This window comes from Sphingomonas sp. GW821-FHT03E12 (genome assembly GCF_059420685.1).
In genome coordinates this window covers 221,816-237,973 of record NZ_JBWKUF010000002.1, presented here as the reverse complement: position 1 = coordinate 237,973, position 16,158 = coordinate 221,816, and the positions used below count along the sequence as shown (strand labels likewise).

Sequence of the window (16,158 nt, the reverse complement as noted above, 5' to 3'; positions counted from 1 at the left end):
GGAGCTTCGCTCCGCACACCCCTCACCCAGCTCCGACTAAGGCCTTGCTCCGCAAGACCTAAGTCTGCGCATCCCTCTCCCCTGAAGGGGCGAGGGAAGATTGACGGAACCCCAAATGCCCCCGACCGACACCCCCATCGTCCGCCTGATCGACATGGTCTTCCCGGGCGACACCAATCACCATGGCACGCTCTTCGGCGGGGTGGCGCTCGCGCATATGGACAAGGTCGCGTTCCTCGCGGCCAGCCTCCATGGCCGCGCACCCTTCGTCACCGCCGCCTCGCAGCGGATCGACTTCGCCGCCCCGGCGCGCGCGGGCGAAATGGTCGAGGCGTCGGGCCGCATCGTCCGCGTCGGCACCAGCTCGCTCGATGTCGAGATCGCGCTGGTCGCCGAGGCGCCGGTCAGCGGCGAGCGGCGGCTGTGCACCCGCGGCGTCTTCACGCTCGTCGCGGTCAAGGGGCCGGACACCCGCCTGCCCCTCCCCCCGCTCGCAGCGGGACCGGCCCCCGAACCCGGCGTGCTGCGCATGGCCGAAATGGTGTTCCCGCCCCAGACCAACCATTACGGCACGCTCTATGGCGGCGACGCGCTCAAGATGATGGGCAAGGCCGCCTTCATCGCCGCCACCCGCCATGCCCGCGCCGTCATGGTGATGGCCGCATCCGACCGCATCGATTTCACCTCGCCGATCCGCGCGGGGGAGATGGTCGAACTGGTCTCGCGCATCCGCATGCAGGGCCGCAGCTCGGTCGCGGTCGCGGTCGAGCTCTGGGCGGAAGATCTGCTCACCGGCAACCGCCGCCAGTCCGCCGCCGCGACCTTCACGATGGTCGCGGTCGGGCCCGACGGAAGGGCGACGCCGATTCCCGGCTGACGTCGCGAACCGGTCATCGCGCTGTCACCGTCCGGTCATCGCCCCGCCGCCAATGTGAAACCGGTTACCCCTAGGCCGCGCCGGCAGCCTCGCTGCCCGTAACATCCAAAGGGGACGACCATGACCATCCGCAAGGCGCTTGCCCGCGCCAGCGTTTCCGCGCTTCTGCTCTCCGTCAGCCTGCCCGCTTTGGCGCAGGATCAGGCGACCGACGCCGCGCCCGAAGCCCAGGATGGCGAGATCATCGTCACCGGCCGCGCCGGCGCCGGCGATCGCACCAAGCTCGACACCAGCTATGCGGTCACTACGCTCTCGAACGACATGCTGCGCTCGCGCGCGCCGTCCAGCGTGACCGAAACGCTGAAGTCCGTCCCGGGCTTCTGGGTCGAGGCATCGGGCGGCGAAGGTTCGGGCAACGTCCGCGCGCGCGGCATCCCGGTCGACGGCTTCGGCTCGATCAACCTGCTCGAGGACGGCCTGCCCGTTCAGCACGATCCGGCGCTCGGCTATCTCAATGCCGACCAGGCCTTCCGCATCGACGAATCGATCGATCGGATCGAGGTCGTTCGCGGCGGTCCCTCTTCGGTCTTCTACTCGAACGCCCCGGGCGGCGTGGTTAACTACATCACCCGCCGCGCGATGACCGAGACGACGGGCAATGCCCGCCTGCTCTATGGCCCGACCGCCGATCTCTATCGCTTCGACGGCTGGGTCGGCACGCCGATCGCCGAAGGCTGGTCGGTCGATGTCGGCGGCTTCTATCGCAGCGAGCGCGGCGTGCGCGATCCGGGCTATACAGGCAACAAGGGCGGCCAGATCCGCGCCGCGGTGCATGGCGAGTTCGCCGGCGGCCGCACCTCGATCAGCTACAAGCACCTCGCCGACAATGCGATCTTCTACACCGGCATCCCGCTGACCAAGGATGCGCAGGGCGAGATCGTCGGCCTGCCCGGCTTCGACCCGCATTATGGCACCACCGCCAGCCGCCAGACCCGCCGCCTGACGCTCAAGAGCGCCACCGGCCCGGTCGATTTCCGCCAGGAGGAAGGGTCGCGCATCCGGCTCGATCAGCTGAGCTGGATCACCGACTGGGAGTTCGGCGATGGCTGGAAGCTCAGCCACAAGCTGCGCTACCGGGAGTCGAACACGGTGCGCAACGGCGTCTATCCCGCCTCGATCAGCACCGCGACGGCGTTCCTCAACACCTATCGCCCGCAGGTCCTGACCGCCTTCCCGGGTGCGACCAGCGTCCAGCTCCGCTATGTCGATGACGGCACCGCGTTCAACGTCACCGGCCAGAACGGCAATGGCGACGTCTTCATCAACGCCGCGCGTCCGGTGACGATCGAGGAGAGCGAGCTGCTCAACGACGTGCGCATTGCGCGGCGGTTCGAGGCGGCGGGCACGCACGACTTTGCGGTCGGCGTCTACTACGCGCATATCGACGAGACCTTCCGCCGCTATTCGGCCTCGACCGTTCAGGACGTGTCGAACAACAGCCGCTTGCTCAACCTCGTCGCGCTCAACGCGGCGGGCCAGGTCGTCGGGTCGCTGACCGAGAATGGCGTCGCGCGCTATGGCTCCGAATTCGCCAATGGCTATGGCTCGCAGAGCACCTTTGCCGTCTACGCCTCGGACGAATGGCAGATCACCCCGGCACTGCGCATCGACGGCGGCCTGCGGTACGAGGAAGTGACCACCCGCGGCGCGCAGGAAGGCAGCCGCACCGTCAATCTCGGCAACGCCGCGACGCTCGCCGATGACAGCGTGCTGACCGGCAACGGCGTGTTCACGCCCTTCAACCGCAAGTTCGACAAGCTCGGCTGGACGCTCGGCGCCGACTGGAAGTTCATGGACAATGCCGGCGTCTTCGCGCGCTACACCTCGGCCTTCCGCCTGCCCAGCGTCGGCAGCTTCATCACCAGCGCCACCGCCCAGCCGGTGACGCAGGGGATCGACATGTGGGAAGCGGGCCTCAAGTACAGCTCGCGCTTCCTCAGCCTCTACGCGACCGCCTTCCTCACCGATTTCGACTCCTACGGCATCGGCAATACGCGGTTCGACACAGCGACCAACGGCTATATCAGCCAGACCGTCTACACCGACACCCGCGCCTATGGCGTCGAGTTCGAGGGCGTCGTGCGCCCCGCGCCCTGGTTCGACTTCACGCTCAACGCGACCTGGCAGGAGCCGACCTTCCGCAACCTGCGCTATGCCGAGCTGGGAACAAATAATTCGACCACGCCGCCGACTCCGACGCTGATCAACCGCGACTATTCGGGCAACCAGCTGCTCCGCGTGCCGCGCCTCGCGCTGCGCGCCACCCCGGCGGTGACCCTGTTCGGCGACCGCCTGCGTGCGCAGGCCGATCTCGAGCATTACAGCAAGCGCTATGCCGATGCGGCGAACACCTCGACGCTGCCGGCCTATACCGTGGTCAACGCCAGCGTCCGCCTGAAGGTCACCGAGAATATCCAGCTCTGGGCCTATGGCGACAACCTCACCAACACCATCGGCCTGACCGAGGGCAATCCGCGCGCGGGTGAGCTGACCAGCGGCCAGGCCAACGACCTGTTGTTCATCGGCCGCCCGATCCTCGGCCGCAACTTCCGCTTCGCCGTGGACTTCAAGTTCTGATGCGCCGCCTCCTGCTCGCGGCACTTGCGTGCCTGGCCACACCCGTCGCGGCGCAGGAGGCGGACCGCACCGTCACCGGCGAGATCACCGGTGCCGATCATCAGACCTACAAGGCGATCCCGTTCGACGTCCCCGCGGGCGTCGAACGGATCACCGTCCGCCTGACCTATGACAAGGCCAACAAGACCGTCGTCGACCTTGGCGTGTTCGACCCCGAACGCTTCCGGGGCTGGAGCGGCGGCACGCGCGACCGCTTCACCTTGAGCGCAAGCGACGCCACCCCCGGCTACCTCCCCGGCGCGCTGCCCGCCGGCCGCTGGCAAGTCCAGTTCGGCGTCCCCAATGCGCGCAAGGACGCCCGCAGCGCCTGGCGCGTCGAGATCTTCTTCGACCGCGGCACTGCCCGCAACGCCAGCGCCGCCATCGCCGACGCGCCGCTGAAGGCCAGCCCCGGCTGGTATCGCGGCGACCTCCACATGCACAACGCGCATTCGGACGGCAGCTGCGACAGCCAGAGCGGCAAGCGCGTCCCCTGCCCGCTCTACCGCACCGTCGAAGTTGCAGCGCAAGCAGGCCTCGATTTCATCGCGGTCACCGATCACAATACCAGCTCGCACTTCTCGGCGCTGCGCGAGCTCCAGCCTTTCCACGACAAGCTGCTGCTGATCCCCGGCGCCGAGATCACCACCTTTGGCGGCCATGCCAATATCTTCGGCCAGTCGCGCTGGGTCGACTTCCGCGTCGGCAGCCCGAGCGTCCCCGACATCGCCGCGCTCCAGAAGGATGTCGCGGCGGCGGGCGCGATCCTCTCGGTCAATCACCCTGCCTTGCCTTCGGGCGAGGCATGCATGGGCTGCGGCTGGGTCTGGCCCGGCACCGACTGGAGCAAGGTCACCGCGATCGAGGCAATCAACGGCCTCACCACCCAGCCCCCGCTCGCCGGGCTCGATTTCTGGTACGACAAGCTCAACCGCGGTTATCGCATCACCGGCATCGGCAGCAGCGACAATCACGACCCCGCCACCGCGCGTCCGGGCAGCGCGCCGATCGGCCGCCCCGCCACCGTCGTGCATGCCCGCGACCTCTCCCAGCCCGCCATCCTCGACGGCATCCGGGCGGGCAACGTGTTCATCGATGTCGAGGGCAGCCGCGACCGGATGCTCGAGGTCGCCATCATCTCGGGCAAGACGCGCGCGGCGATGGGCGAGACCATCACCGGCCCCGCCGCCACATTATCCGTCGAAGCACGCATCACCGGCGTTGCGGCGGGCACGGCGCAGCTGATCGCCAACGGCAAGGAACATGCCCGTACACCTTCGGCACCAACCGTCAGCTTCAGCATTCCCCGCGCTGCCGCCTGCGGCTGGATCGCGGTCAACATCCTCGGCCCCGAGGATCGCAAGCTGCTGATCGGCAACCCGGTCTATATCCAGTGCAAGGCGGCGCCCCGGCGCTGAGACCGGGGCGCCGCGCTCGTCAATATTCGTCGTGCAGCCGCACCCAGCTCATCGTGCCGCCGGTCTCGTTGCGGCCCTTGGGGGCGAGGTCGAGCCAGTTCATCGCGCCCATCAGCAGCTCGGTGCCGCGATGATAGGTCGAGTAGCTGTGGAAGATCTCGCCCGCGGCGTTCTTGGCGAACACGCTGACCCCGAACATGTCGGCGCTGCGCTGGATCGTCGTCAGCCCGTAATTATAGAGCGCAGTCCCCGCCTCGCGCTCCTCTTCGGTGAACGAGACGCAGAAGTCGTAGTTGAAATCGCTCTCGCCCGACGACACCCAGGGAAAAGTCCACCCCATCCGCCCCTTCGCCGCCTCGATCTGCCCGACCGGCGCGCGGGACACCGCGGCAAAGGCGAGGTCGGCATGCTCGAAATGCTGCCGCGCCGGATCGACATGATCCATCGTGTACGAGCAGCCCGGACAGAGGTGATCCTTCCCCGGCGTCAGCATGAAGTGATAGACGGCCAGCTGGCTGCGCTCCCCGAACAGATCGCTCAGCGAGCGCAGCCCGTCCGGCCCGTCGAACACATAATCCTTCTCGACCTTGACCCAGGGCAGCCCGCGCCGCTCGACACGCAGTTCGTCGAGCGCGTGGGTCATCGCGCGTTCCTTCTCGAACAGTGCCTTGCGCGCGCTCATCCATTCCTCGCGCGATACGATCTCATGTTGCATCGTCTTGCTCCTTCTTGAGGTCAGCCGCGCCGGTTCAGCCAGGGCGGCAGGTGAAACAGGCTCATCAGCAGGTACATCGCGGTCATGCCGTCGACCGGCAGCACCGTGGCGCCCGCCGCGCACAGCGACAGCGGCGGGGCATCGGTTGCGGAGATCAGCGCCATCGCCGCGAACACCGGCGCGGCGGCCAGGCGCAGCAACTGCGCTTGCTTGTCTGGTGCCATCGGCCTTGCCATGTTCGCGTCTCCGTCGGTTCGATCCTGAACCTAGGTCCGCGCGGCGCCGGGGTGAGAGTTACAAGTGTGACGCGATTATGGACTCGCTGATCAACGCCGCCGCCCGCGCGCTCGCCACGGGCCATCCGCTCGCCGCGCTCGACCGCGTCGCGCTGCGCGAGGATCCGCCCGCGCTGGCGCTGCGCGGCATCGCGATGGCGCAGCTTGGGGACCTGGCGATTGCGCGCGACCTGCTCCGCCGCGCCGCTCGCGCCTTCGGCACGCGCGAGCCGGTCGCCCGCGCCCGCTGCATCGTCGCCGAGGCCGAGATCGCGCTGGTCTCCCGCGACCTGGGCGAGCCGGCGCAGCGGCTGGACGACGCGCGGGCGACACTCGAAGCCCATGGCGACCGCACCAACGCCGCCCATGCCGCCTATCTCAAGGCAAGGCGGCTGCTGCTGATCGGACAGCTCGACGCGGCCGCGCGCACGCTCGAAGCGATCGATCCCGCCGCACTGCCGCCCGCCTCGCGCGCCGCCGCCTGGCTCGTTGCCGCCGGCATCGCCATACGCCGCATCGAGGCCACCCCAGCACGCGCAGCACTCGACCGCGCGGCGGCGGCGGCGGAACAGGCCGGCATTCCCGGACTGACAGCCGAGGTCGAGCGCGCCACCAACAACCTCGCCGCGCCGGCCGCCCGGCTGCGCACGCCGCACGGGGAAACACAGATCGATCTCACCGGAGTCGAAGACCTGCTGGCTTCGAACACGCTGGTCGTCGATGCCTGCCGCAACGTCGTTCGTACCGGCGCGACGACCATACCGCTCAGCAACCGCCCGATCCTCTTCGCTCTCGCCCGTACGCTTGCCGAGGCGTGGCCGCGCGACGTCGCCCGCCTCGCCCTGCTTCAGCGTGCGTTCCGCGCGCGCGAGGTGGACGAGTCGCATCGCGCCCGATTGCGGGTCGAGATCGGGCGCCTGCGCGCGGAGCTCGATCCTCTCGCCGGCATCAGCGCCACTGAGGACGGCTTTGTCCTGCAGCCCCGCGGCAACCGCCCCGTCGCCATCCTGATGCCGCCTCAGGAGGAGGCGCATGCCGACATCCTCGCGTTGCTCGCCGATGGCGAGGCATGGTCGAGTTCGGCGCTCGCGCTCGCGCTCGACGTCAGCCCGCGCACCGTCCAGCGCGCGCTCGAAACGCTGGCGTCGGCGAACAAGGCCGACAGTTTCGGGCGCGGCCGCGCCTGCCGCTGGATGGCGCGGCAGGTGCCGGGTTTCCCGACAAGCTTGTTACTCCCGGCGCTTCCGGGCGGCGGATAACCGTGGCTCCGCAAACACGGAGCGACGACATGACCAAACCCTATACCGGCGGCTGCGCGTGTGGCGCGATCCGCTATTCGATCGTAGGCGAACCCGCGGCGATGAACCTCTGCCAATGCCGCACCTGCCAGCGTGAGAGCGGCACCGGCCATGGCGCGCACCTCACCTTCGCCGGTGCGGAAGTGACGCTCACCGGGACGGCGGCGCGCTGGGAAACCACCGGTATCGACGGCACCCGCAAGCAGCGCGGCTTCTGCCCGACCTGTGGCGCCCCGGTCTTCATCGCCCTACCCGACATGCCCCAGATCTTCATCACCAGCGCGGCCAGCCTCGACGATCCGTCACGCTACCGACCGGAAGTGGTGTACTGGGCCAGCAGCGGCCATGTTTGGGACACGCTCGACCCCGCGCTCATCCGGTTCGCCAGACTCCCGCCGGAACTCACACCGGCCTCGACAGGAGAAAACGCATGAAACCCGCTACAGCCGAAATCCTCCGTGAGTACGGCCCCTTTCCCGGCGACGTTGGCGGAGTCAGCTTCGACGGCGCGCAGGTGTGGTTCGCCGCCGATGGCCGGATCAACGCGCTCGATCCCGAAAGCGGGGAGATCACCGGCGCGCTCGACGTCCCTGCGGATGCCGGGACCGCATTCGACGGAAAGCATCTCTTCCAAATCGCCGAGGCGGTGATCCGCAAGGTCGATCCCGCGACGGGAGAGGTCCTTGCCACGATCCCCGCGCCGGGCAATGGCGGCGATTCAGGGCTCACCTGGGCGGAAGGGTCGCTATGGGTCGGCGAGTATCGCGCCGCCCGCATCCACCGAATCGATCCCGAAACCGGCGCGGTCCTGCGCACGATCCAGTCCGACCGCTTCGTGACCGGGGTCACCTGGGTCGATGGCGAGCTGTGGCACGCCACCTGGCAGGATGACGAAAGCGGGCTGCGCCGCATCGATCCGGGAAGCGGCAAGATACTCGAACAGCTCGACATGCCGGCAGGCACGGGCATCTCCGGCCTCGAATCCGACGGCGCCGGCCGCTTTTTCTGCGGTGGCGGCGGAAGCGGCAAGGTCCGCGCGGTGCGCCGGCCGGGCCATGCCGTCGCCTGAACCGATTTTCCTGCTTTGCTAATGCCAAAGCACGTCAATCGCCGTCGAAACCTAATGACGCCGCCCGCTATCTGAAGCGGGCGGCGCATGGTGCGCTCGCGCCACGCGGCCGGTTTCGCGCCGCAGGACTCCAACCCATGAGTGACGACCATGAATGTCGCACTTCTCCAGTTCGGGCTGCTCGCACTGGGCATCCTCAATCTCGTGCTGCTGCTCCGGCTCAGCCAGCGGCAGCGGCGTCAGGCGCGGACCCACGCCGCGCTGGTCGAGCGGCTGCTGCGCCGCCGATCGCGGCTGGCCCGCGACGACGCTTTTCCGGGCCGCTTTCGCTGACCAGCTTCTGGCGCGCCGTCGATGGCGACGTCACGCCCCGCTCCTGATCTCCACTCCATCGGAGTCACATCCATGTCGTACCGTTTCGCCCCGCCGCTCGCCGGCATGGGGTCCGCCGATCCGCGCCCCGTCAGCGCGCGCCACGCCGCCGATGCCTATGACGCCACCGGCACCGCTTATCTCCACTATGCCGACGGCTCGAGCGATCAGCCGCTCGAATTCTCCAGCCGCTACGCCTTTGCCGACCGGACCCTGTGGAACCGGATCGAGGCCAGCCTGATCGCACTCCACGCCAGCGGACGCCGCGCGATCCGCATCCTCGACATCGGCTGCGGGCCCGGCACCTGGACGATGCGCACCGCCCGCCGCGCCGCGCAACTGGGCTTCACCGCGATCGAATGCCGCGGCATCGACCCGTCGCCGGGCATGATCGCGCTGGCGCGGCAGACGGCGGCCCCAGTCGAAAGCGCCGCGATCGGCCTGAGCTTCGAAGTCACCGACCTGCACAGCGCCCTCGCGTCGGAAGACGATCACGGCGCCGATCTGGTGCTGTGCCTCTATGGCGTCTTCAACCACCTCGCCGCCCCGCTCCGAGCCTCCGCCGCGCAGGCGCTGGCGCGGGTCAATGGCGGCACGCTGATCGTCACCGCGCGCAGCGTGGGCAGCCTGCCGACCATCTATGTCGCGGGGATCGAGCAGGCGGCGCATTATGTGCAGGACAATGACGCCGACCGGATGGAGGTCGATCTGACCGACGGCACCCATCTCGCCTTTGATTCACACCTGTTCCGCGCCCGCGAACTGGCCGCGCTGTTCAGTCCGCATTGCCCGGTACGCGAGCTGACCGGCCTCGACCTGTTCCACAGCCGCTTCGCATATAATCCGGCGTGGAACCCGGCAGGCGCGAACGGCGCGGAGACCGCGGAGCGGCTCGCCCGGCTCGAACAGCTCTGCGCCGCGGACGAGGTGCTGATCGACAGCGCCGCGCACATCATGCTCGTGGCGGAGCCGCACCTCTAGCCCCTAGCACTCCCACCCAACCGTCATCCCGGCCTTGTGCCGGGATCCACCGGGAGGAAGTCGCAGGACTTGAGCCCCTTGCACAGCCATCGCCGCTCTGTGGACCCCGGCACAAGGCCGGGGTGACGGCCAGAGGGCGGCGCGTGACTCTGCTGCGCCGTTCTATTATTGTTCCGGCATGGCATCCGCGCCGCTTCTCGACCTGCCCCCGCGGCCGCTGCGCTGGCTGTATCTCGATCTCAACAGCTTCTTCGCGGCGGTCGAGCAGCAGCTGAACCCGGACCTGCGCGGCAAACCGATCATCGTCGCGCCGGTCAACAGCGACACCACCGTCGCGATCGCCGCGTCGGTTCAGGCCAAGAAATTCGGCATCGGTACCGGCACGCCGGTGTGGGAGGCGAAGCGGCTGTGCCGCGACCTGATCGTCACGCCCGGCCAGCACGAGAAATATGTCGAATTCCACAATCTGATCGTCGACGAGATCTGGAAGCATATCCCGGTCACCTCGATCGGTTCGATCGACGAGGTCGCGTGCCGCCTGCTCGACAACGAGAATGATCCCGAAACCGCGATCGCGCTGGCGAAACGGATCAAGGCCGGGATCCGCGACCATGTCGGCGAATGCCTCACCTCATCGGTCGGGATCGCACCCAACCGTCTGCTCGCCAAGCTGGCCAGCGACATGCAGAAGCCCGACGGGCTTACCGTGCTGACACAGGACATGCTGCCCCACCACCTGTTCGCGCTCAAGCTCCGCGACATCGCCGGGATCGGCGCGAAGATGGAGAAGCGCCTTGCCCAGCAGGGCATCCTCGACATCGGTCAGCTGTGCGAGCGGCGGCCGCGCGATGCGGGTTCGGCCTGGGGTGGGGTCAATGGCGACCGGCTCTGGTATCTGCTCCACGGTTTCGACCTGCCCCAAAAGCCGACTCAGAACCGCACCATCGGCCACAGCCACGTCCTCAGTCCCCGCAAGCGCGGCCTAGAGCCGACCCGCCTCACGGCCCGCCGCCTCGCGCTCAAGTCCGCCAGCCGGCTGCGGCGCAAGGGCTATGTCAGCCGGCTGCTCGTGCTCCACGCCCGGTTCGAGGACGACAAGTCGACCTGGCGCACCTCGATCAAGCTGCCTTCGACGCAGGACAGCTTCACCGTGCTCCAGGCACTCGATTCGATCTTCCCGCGGCTGGCCGAAGCGGGCCGCGCCCGCGCGCATGGGTTCGCGATCCGCATGATCGGCGTGACCCTGGCCGAAATAGCACCGCTGGAGGGCGAGCAGGAGTCGCTGTTCGCGGCGCTCGACCCGAATGATCCGCTCGCACGCGAGACCCGTACGCTCTCGCTCAGCAAGGCGATGGACAGAATCAACGAGAAGTTCGGGCGTCACGCGGTGTCGGTCGGGCCGATGGACGGCAGCCGGACCGACCGGGTGGGAACGAAAATTGCGTTCGGGCGTATCCCGGACATGGATGAATTTCACGAGTGAATCCGGAAACTTCTCTGTTGCACTGCGAAACCGGTTTACCCGCGAGATAACGTAACTCTTGACGTTAAATGCTGCATAAGCAAAAGGAGCGGCCGCTATGAAGATGCGCCTCCTCCCCGCTGCCATCGCGATCGCGCTTCTGCCGCTCGCCGCCTGCAAACCCGAACCCGAAGTCGTCTCCGACCGCGCGCCCGACCCCATGGAGACCGCGCTCAAGAACGCGCCGGCCGTCGAGCTGCCGCCGTCGATCAAGGCGTCGGTCTCGATGCGCTGCCAGCCTGGCAACGCACTGGTGTTCGCGGAGTTCTTCCAGGGCGACAAGCTGGTCAAGGTTCGCACCGACAAGACCGCGCCGTGGACCGACCTCAAGGCGCCCGAAGCCGGCCAGCCCTTCACCGCCGACGGTGGCTACAAGCTCACCGGCAACGAGAAGTCGGCCACGGTCGAGCTTCCCGGCAAGGGCTCGCTCAGCTGCAAGGGCTAATCCTTCAGCCATTCTCCAGTTCCAGGGGCCGGCGGCACAAACCGCCGGCCTTTTTTACGCCCCCGCGCATTTTTTCTCGCGGGTCATGTCACATCCGCCGCGCACCGCTCGTCATGTCCATGCAACCCCGATGAGGAGCATGACCATGACCCCGAAGCTCAATCCCTACACCGCCGCCCCTGCCGTGATGCGTCCCTGGCTCGCCGCGTCCACCGCGATCGCCGCCAGCCTCGAGCCGTCGCTGATCGAGCTGGTCAAGATCCGTGCCTCGCAGATCAACCAGTGCGCCAACTGCATCAACATGCACACCGAAGAAGCACGCGCGCAGGGCGAGACCGAAAAGCGCATCTACCTCCTCTCCGCGTGGCGCGAAGCGCCCGGCTATACCCCGCGCGAGCGTGCCGCGCTCGGCTGGGTCGACGCCTTGACGCGGCTGTCGGAAGGTCACACCCAGCGCGAAGCCTATGAAGCGCTGGCCGCCGAATTCACGCAGGAGGAGCAGGTGAAGCTGACCCTGATGATCAACATCATCAACGGATGGAACCGCCTTGCGGTCGGTTTCGACCTGTGGATCGAGCCCGCTGCCCTCAAGGCGACTCAGTCGCAGAGCGCCGCGTGACGCCGAGCGATCATGCGGGCGCAGCGGAATCCTTCGATCCGCTGCGCCCGAAGCTCATCCGCGTCGCCTACCGCATGCTCGGCTCGGTCGCCGATGCCGAGGATGCGGTGCAGGAGGCGTTCGTGCGCTGGATGGGCACCGACCGGGCGGCGGTGCGCGAGCCGGAGGCGTTCCTGCGCCGTACCGTCACCCGCCTGTGTCTCGACCAGCTCAAGTCCGCACGGCACCAGCGCGAGACCTATATCGGCCCCTGGCTGCCCGATCCGGTGATCGAGGAAGAGCCGGAAGAGGATGTTACCCTCCCCCTCATGCTCGCGCTCGAGCGCCTTTCGCCGCTCGAACGTGCGGCCTTCCTCCTCCATGACGTGTTCGGAGTCGCGTTCGAGGAAATCGCGAAGACGCTCGACCGCGACGCTGCCGCCTGCCGTCAGCTCGCCGCGCGTGCCCGTTCGCATGTCCGCGAGGCGCGCCCGCGCTTTGCGGTCGAGCAGACGCGCGGGCTCGAAATCGCCGAAGCCTTCTTCAACGCCTCACGCACCGGCGACATGACCGCGCTCGGCGCGATGCTCGCGGCGGATGTCAGCATGCATTCGGACGGCGGCGGCAAGCGTGCGGCGGCGATCCAGCTGGTGCTCGGCTTCAAGCATGTGATGAAGCTGCACAAGTCGCTCGCGGTGCTGTTCGGCAAATATGGCTCGAAGCTCGTGCGGACCGGCTTCGTCAACGGCCTGCCCGGCTTCGTGACGATGGAATCGGACGGCGAGATCCAGACCACCGCGCTGGAGATCGAGGATGGCCGCGTCGTCGCGATCTATGTCACGCGCAACCCGGACAAGCTGCGGCATCTGCACTAGAAACGCAGCCGCTCCGTCACGAACCGCACGCGTTCCGCCACACTGGCCAGCGGCAGCGGCACGAGGTCATAGCCAAGCTCCGCATAGACCCGCGCCATCATGGCCTGCGTCGCCGCGGCCTCGGCTTCGTCCTGTTTCCGCTCGGCATCCTGCGCGTAGATGGCCGGCCAGTGTGGCGCGATGAACACGGTCCGATTGTAGCGGAACGCGACCGCGGCCCGTTCGGCATGCTCAGGCACGGGCAACCCGCACAGCCGCAGATAGCCGATCACATCGGGGATACCGCGGTCGAGCAGCACCGGCCCCGGCAGCACCCGCGCCTCGCCATGCGACCGCAATTCCCAGTCCAGCATCTGCTCCGCGAAGCCCGCACGACCCGCCCAGGGCAAGGCATCGCCGCCGATCGCCACCTGATCCTGGATGATCGCCCGCCCCGCTTCGGGCATCGTCGCGACCCCCTGTTCGGCCAGCCCCGCGATCAGGCTCGACTTGCCCGATCCCGGCCCGCCGGTGACCACGAACAGATGGTCTGTCCTCATCTTGTTATCTCCTTCAGGAACATTGATGATGGCCGCGCCGGAGCGTCATCCGGCGCGTTGGATTTCTCGGGCGGAGGCAAGGCTTGGCGACGATCGCGATCTACAGCCTGAAGGGCGGTGTGGGTAAGACCACGCTTGCGGTCAACCTCGCCTGGTGCGCAGCAACCCTCTCGGCGCGCCGCACCCTGCTCTGGGATCTCGATCCGCAAGCGGCATCGACCTTCCTGCTCGGCGGCGCCAGGGGCAAGGCGCAGGCGCAAGCCGTCTTCACCAAGGATGTCGAACCTTCGAAGCTCGCCCACACCACCGATATCGGGCGGCTCGACCTGATTGGCGCCGACGCGTCGCTGCGCGGGCTCGACCTGCTGTTCCACGAGCTCGACAAGAAGAAGCGTCTCGCCAAATTGCTCGGCCAGCTCGACAAGGCCTATGACCGGATGCTGCTCGATTGCCCGCCGGGCCTCACCGAAACCAGCGAGCAGGTGATGCGCGCCGCCGACCTGATCGTCGTCCCCGTCATCCCTTCCCCGCTCTCCGAACGCGCGCTGGCCGAGGTCGAAGCCCATCTCGGCAAGGGCAAGGTGCCGCTGATGCCCGTGCACTCGATGGTCGATCGCCGCCGCAAGCTGCATGCCGAGGCGCTGGAGAAGCATCCCGGCTGGCCGGTCATCCCGATGGCGAGCATTGTCGAATCCATGGCCGCCCGCCGCGCCCCGGTCGGCGCATTCGCGGGCCGTACGACCGGCGGCAAGGCGTTCACCGATCTGTGGCAAGCGATCGAAAAGCGCCTCGCCAAACCCCAGAAATCGAAATCGCAAAGGACATGACCCGCCCGGCGCCCCGCTCCTCCGATCTCGATCCCGATCTGGTGCTGCGCGCCTATGCGATGGGCGTGTTCCCGATGGCCGAGCATCGCGACGAGGACAGCGTCTTCTGGGTCGAGCCGCGCCAGCGCGCAATCATGCCGCTCGACGGCTTCCACCTGTCGCGTTCGCTGCGCAAGACGATCGCGGGCGACCGGTTCCGCGTCACCGCCGACGCTGCGTTCGAACAGGTGATCGCGCTCTGTGCCGAATCCGCGCCGGACAGGCCCGATACCTGGATCAACCCGGCGATCGAGAAGGTGTTCGGCGAGTTGCACCGCCGCGGCTTCGCGCATTCGGTCGAAACCTGGGATGGCGACCGGCTGGTCGGCGGTCTCTACGGCCTTGCGCTCGGCCGCGCCTTCTTCGGCGAATCGATGTTCAGCCGTATGCGCGACGCGTCGAAGGTCGCGATCGCGGCACTGGTCGCACGGCTGCGTATCGGCGAGTTCGAGCTGCTCGACTGCCAGTTCATGACCGACCACCTCGCCTCGCTCGGCGCGGTGGAGGTCCCTCGCGAAACCTATCTCTCGATGCTCTCCGACGCGCTCGGCGAAGGTGCTGCCGGGCTGGCCTCGGGCGCCGCCGGGGTCGCGGCCGATTTCGGCGCGCTCGACGCCTTCGCGGCGGCGCCGTTGCCGGACGGGCCGACTTCCTCGCCGCCCGTCTCCGGGAAGGTCATCGCGCAGCTCTTGACCCAGACGTCATAGACGGGGTGCTGTACCACATTGAGCGCCGGACGCTCCTTGTAGAGCCAGCCGGAAAAGGCGCGCTTCCACTTGCCGTCGGCCTCGCGCACATCGACCTGCGCGAACGCGCCGGTATAGGGCTCGCCCTCCCATGGCGCGGTCTTCTCGCACGCACGCAGCCGCAGGATCACGTCGCCCGCGCGCACCGCCTGTCCGGGCTTCAGGCTGATATCGCGCGCGTGTCCGTTGCGCTTGTTGAGCAGGCCCAGCACCGCGACCCGCTCCGCCATCGGCGTCGCCCCCGCGGTCATCGCGGCGCTGTTCGCCGTATCGGTCGTGACCACTTCCTCGCCCGGCCCCGCCTTGGGCGCGACCTCGACCGTGTCGGCCGCGGCGGTCTTGTTCTGCGGCGCGTCTCCACCGAACCAGCCGCACCCCGCCAGCGCGAGCGGCGCCAGCACGAAAGCGGCGGGACGGATCAGATTCATCAGGCGCCGGGCGTCCAGGCTTCGTAGTCGCCGGTCGCGCCGATCCGCTTGCCGCCTGCCTCCAGCGCGCCCGCGGGGCGATAGGCCTGGGCGGTGCCGGTCAGATTCGGGACTGCGGGCATTTCCCACTGGCGGACCGGCGGCAGCGCGCGATCGGGCACATCGTCGATCTGGTGGTGCAACCAGCTGAACCATTCGGGCGGCACGCGGCTCGAATCGTTCGCGCCCTTGTAGATCACCCAGCGCCGGGTCATGCCGTGCATGTCCTTGCCGCCCTGGAAATAGCGGTTGCCGAGCGAATCCTCGCCCACCTGTTCCTTGCCGCGCAGGCCGACCCAGGTGCCGAAGGTGGAGCCGTTCCACCAGGTGAAGATGTTCGCGAAGATACCCATGAACCGCGCTTTACGCGGCAACAGCGGCGGCGGCAACGGGGGTTGGACGCGTTGCGGGATTGACCC

The 16,158-nt window shown here is 68.0% G+C and carries 18 protein-coding genes and 1 pseudogene; 14 read left to right on the top strand and 5 right to left on the bottom strand.

The genetic code is table 11. From position 1 onward, the window contains the following. The first annotated feature begins 115 nt into the window (after positions 1 to 115). The 3 genes from AC07TU_RS06590 (at position 116) to AC07TU_RS06580 (ending at position 4,971) form a co-directional block, all read left to right on the top strand. Positions 116 to 877 (top strand): acyl-CoA thioesterase, encoded by a 762-nt coding sequence (locus AC07TU_RS06590; protein ID WP_495187125.1) that lies wholly within the window; start codon positions 116 to 118, stop codon positions 875 to 877. Positions 878 to 997: 120 nt separating this feature from the next. Then, the gene (locus tag AC07TU_RS06585) at positions 998 to 3,514 is read left to right on the top strand and encodes a TonB-dependent receptor (protein ID WP_495187124.1); all 2,517 of its coding nucleotides are present in this window, start codon (positions 998 to 1,000) and stop codon (positions 3,512 to 3,514) included. Then, positions 3,514 to 4,971: a CehA/McbA family metallohydrolase gene (locus tag AC07TU_RS06580; protein ID WP_495187123.1), complete on the top strand. Its 1,458-nt coding sequence runs from the start codon at positions 3,514 to 3,516 to the stop codon at positions 4,969 to 4,971. Before AC07TU_RS06585 ends, AC07TU_RS06580 begins: the two co-directional genes overlap by 1 nt. 19 nt (positions 4,972 to 4,990) lie before the next feature. On the opposite strand, the gene AC07TU_RS06575 is transcribed toward AC07TU_RS06580, so the two are convergent. Next, positions 4,991 to 5,686, bottom strand: coding sequence for a DUF899 domain-containing protein (locus tag AC07TU_RS06575; protein WP_495187122.1), 696 nt, complete (start codon positions 5,684 to 5,686; stop codon positions 4,991 to 4,993). Between the two features lie 20 nt (positions 5,687 to 5,706). Further along, the gene (locus AC07TU_RS06570; RefSeq protein WP_495187121.1) at positions 5,707 to 5,922 is read right to left on the bottom strand and encodes a hypothetical protein; all 216 of its coding nucleotides are present in this window, start codon (positions 5,920 to 5,922) and stop codon (positions 5,707 to 5,709) included. A gap of 77 nt (positions 5,923 to 5,999) precedes the next feature. Between AC07TU_RS06570 and AC07TU_RS06565 the strand changes: the two genes are divergently transcribed. The 9 genes from AC07TU_RS06565 to AC07TU_RS06525 all read left to right on the top strand — a co-directional run bounded on the left by AC07TU_RS06565 (position 6,000) and on the right by AC07TU_RS06525 (position 13,121). Continuing rightward, complete coding sequence (locus tag AC07TU_RS06565) at positions 6,000 to 7,220, top strand: helix-turn-helix domain-containing protein (RefSeq protein WP_495187120.1); 1,221 nt, start codon at positions 6,000 to 6,002, stop codon at positions 7,218 to 7,220. 29 nt (positions 7,221 to 7,249) lie between these two features. Further along, complete coding sequence (locus AC07TU_RS06560; protein WP_495187119.1) at positions 7,250 to 7,693, top strand: GFA family protein; 444 nt, start codon at positions 7,250 to 7,252, stop codon at positions 7,691 to 7,693. Then, positions 7,690 to 8,328, top strand: coding sequence for a Vgb family protein (locus AC07TU_RS06555; protein ID WP_495187118.1), 639 nt, complete (start codon positions 7,690 to 7,692; stop codon positions 8,326 to 8,328). Before AC07TU_RS06560 ends, AC07TU_RS06555 begins: the two co-directional genes overlap by 4 nt. A gap of 150 nt (positions 8,329 to 8,478) precedes the next feature. Then, on the top strand, positions 8,479 to 8,661 hold the full coding sequence (locus tag AC07TU_RS06550; protein WP_495187117.1) for a hypothetical protein: 183 nt from the start codon (positions 8,479 to 8,481) through the stop codon (positions 8,659 to 8,661). Positions 8,662 to 8,733: 72 nt separating this feature from the next. Beyond that, positions 8,734 to 9,681, top strand: a complete 948-nt coding sequence (locus tag AC07TU_RS06545; protein WP_495187116.1) for a class I SAM-dependent methyltransferase — start codon at positions 8,734 to 8,736, stop codon at positions 9,679 to 9,681. Positions 9,682 to 9,859: 178 nt separating this feature from the next. Then, positions 9,860 to 11,164, top strand: a complete 1,305-nt coding sequence (locus AC07TU_RS06540; protein WP_495187115.1) for a Y-family DNA polymerase — start codon at positions 9,860 to 9,862, stop codon at positions 11,162 to 11,164. A 97-nt stretch (positions 11,165 to 11,261) separates the two neighbouring features. Next, entirely contained in the window at positions 11,262 to 11,648 is a 387-nt protein-coding gene (locus tag AC07TU_RS06535) for a hypothetical protein (RefSeq protein ID WP_495187114.1), read from the top strand. A 145-nt stretch (positions 11,649 to 11,793) separates the two neighbouring features. Then, positions 11,794 to 12,267 (top strand): carboxymuconolactone decarboxylase family protein, encoded by a 474-nt coding sequence (locus tag AC07TU_RS06530; RefSeq protein WP_495187113.1) that lies wholly within the window; start codon positions 11,794 to 11,796, stop codon positions 12,265 to 12,267. Further along, on the top strand, positions 12,264 to 13,121 hold the full coding sequence (locus AC07TU_RS06525) for a sigma-70 family RNA polymerase sigma factor (protein WP_495187112.1): 858 nt from the start codon (positions 12,264 to 12,266) through the stop codon (positions 13,119 to 13,121). The genes AC07TU_RS06530 and AC07TU_RS06525 overlap by 4 nt, the downstream gene beginning before the upstream one ends. On the opposite strand, the gene AC07TU_RS06520 is transcribed toward AC07TU_RS06525, so the two are convergent. Next, complete coding sequence (locus tag AC07TU_RS06520) at positions 13,118 to 13,660, bottom strand: AAA family ATPase (RefSeq protein ID WP_495187111.1); 543 nt, start codon at positions 13,658 to 13,660, stop codon at positions 13,118 to 13,120. The two genes, AC07TU_RS06525 and AC07TU_RS06520, sit on opposite strands and share 4 nt — an antisense overlap. An 83-nt stretch (positions 13,661 to 13,743) precedes the next feature. On the opposite strand from AC07TU_RS06520, the gene AC07TU_RS06515 reads away from it, so the two are divergent. Both AC07TU_RS06515 and aat read left to right on the top strand, forming a co-directional pair. Beyond that, a complete protein-coding gene (locus tag AC07TU_RS06515; protein WP_495187110.1) occupies positions 13,744 to 14,487 on the top strand; it encodes a ParA family protein in 744 nt (247 codons plus the stop codon). Continuing rightward, positions 14,484 to 15,233, top strand: a complete 750-nt coding sequence (gene aat, locus AC07TU_RS06510; protein ID WP_495187109.1) for a leucyl/phenylalanyl-tRNA--protein transferase — start codon at positions 14,484 to 14,486, stop codon at positions 15,231 to 15,233. The genes AC07TU_RS06515 and aat overlap by 4 nt, the downstream gene beginning before the upstream one ends. 35 nt (positions 15,234 to 15,268) lie before the next feature. Here the strand turns inward: aat and AC07TU_RS06505 are convergent. Beyond that, positions 15,269 to 15,502: pseudogene (locus AC07TU_RS06505) on the bottom strand (DUF2155 domain-containing protein); the annotation flags it as partial. A gap of 197 nt (positions 15,503 to 15,699) precedes the next feature. Further along, a complete protein-coding gene (locus AC07TU_RS06500) occupies positions 15,700 to 16,092 on the bottom strand; it encodes an NADH:ubiquinone oxidoreductase subunit NDUFA12 (RefSeq protein WP_495187108.1) in 393 nt (130 codons plus the stop codon). Between the last annotated feature and the right edge of the window lie 66 nt (positions 16,093 to 16,158).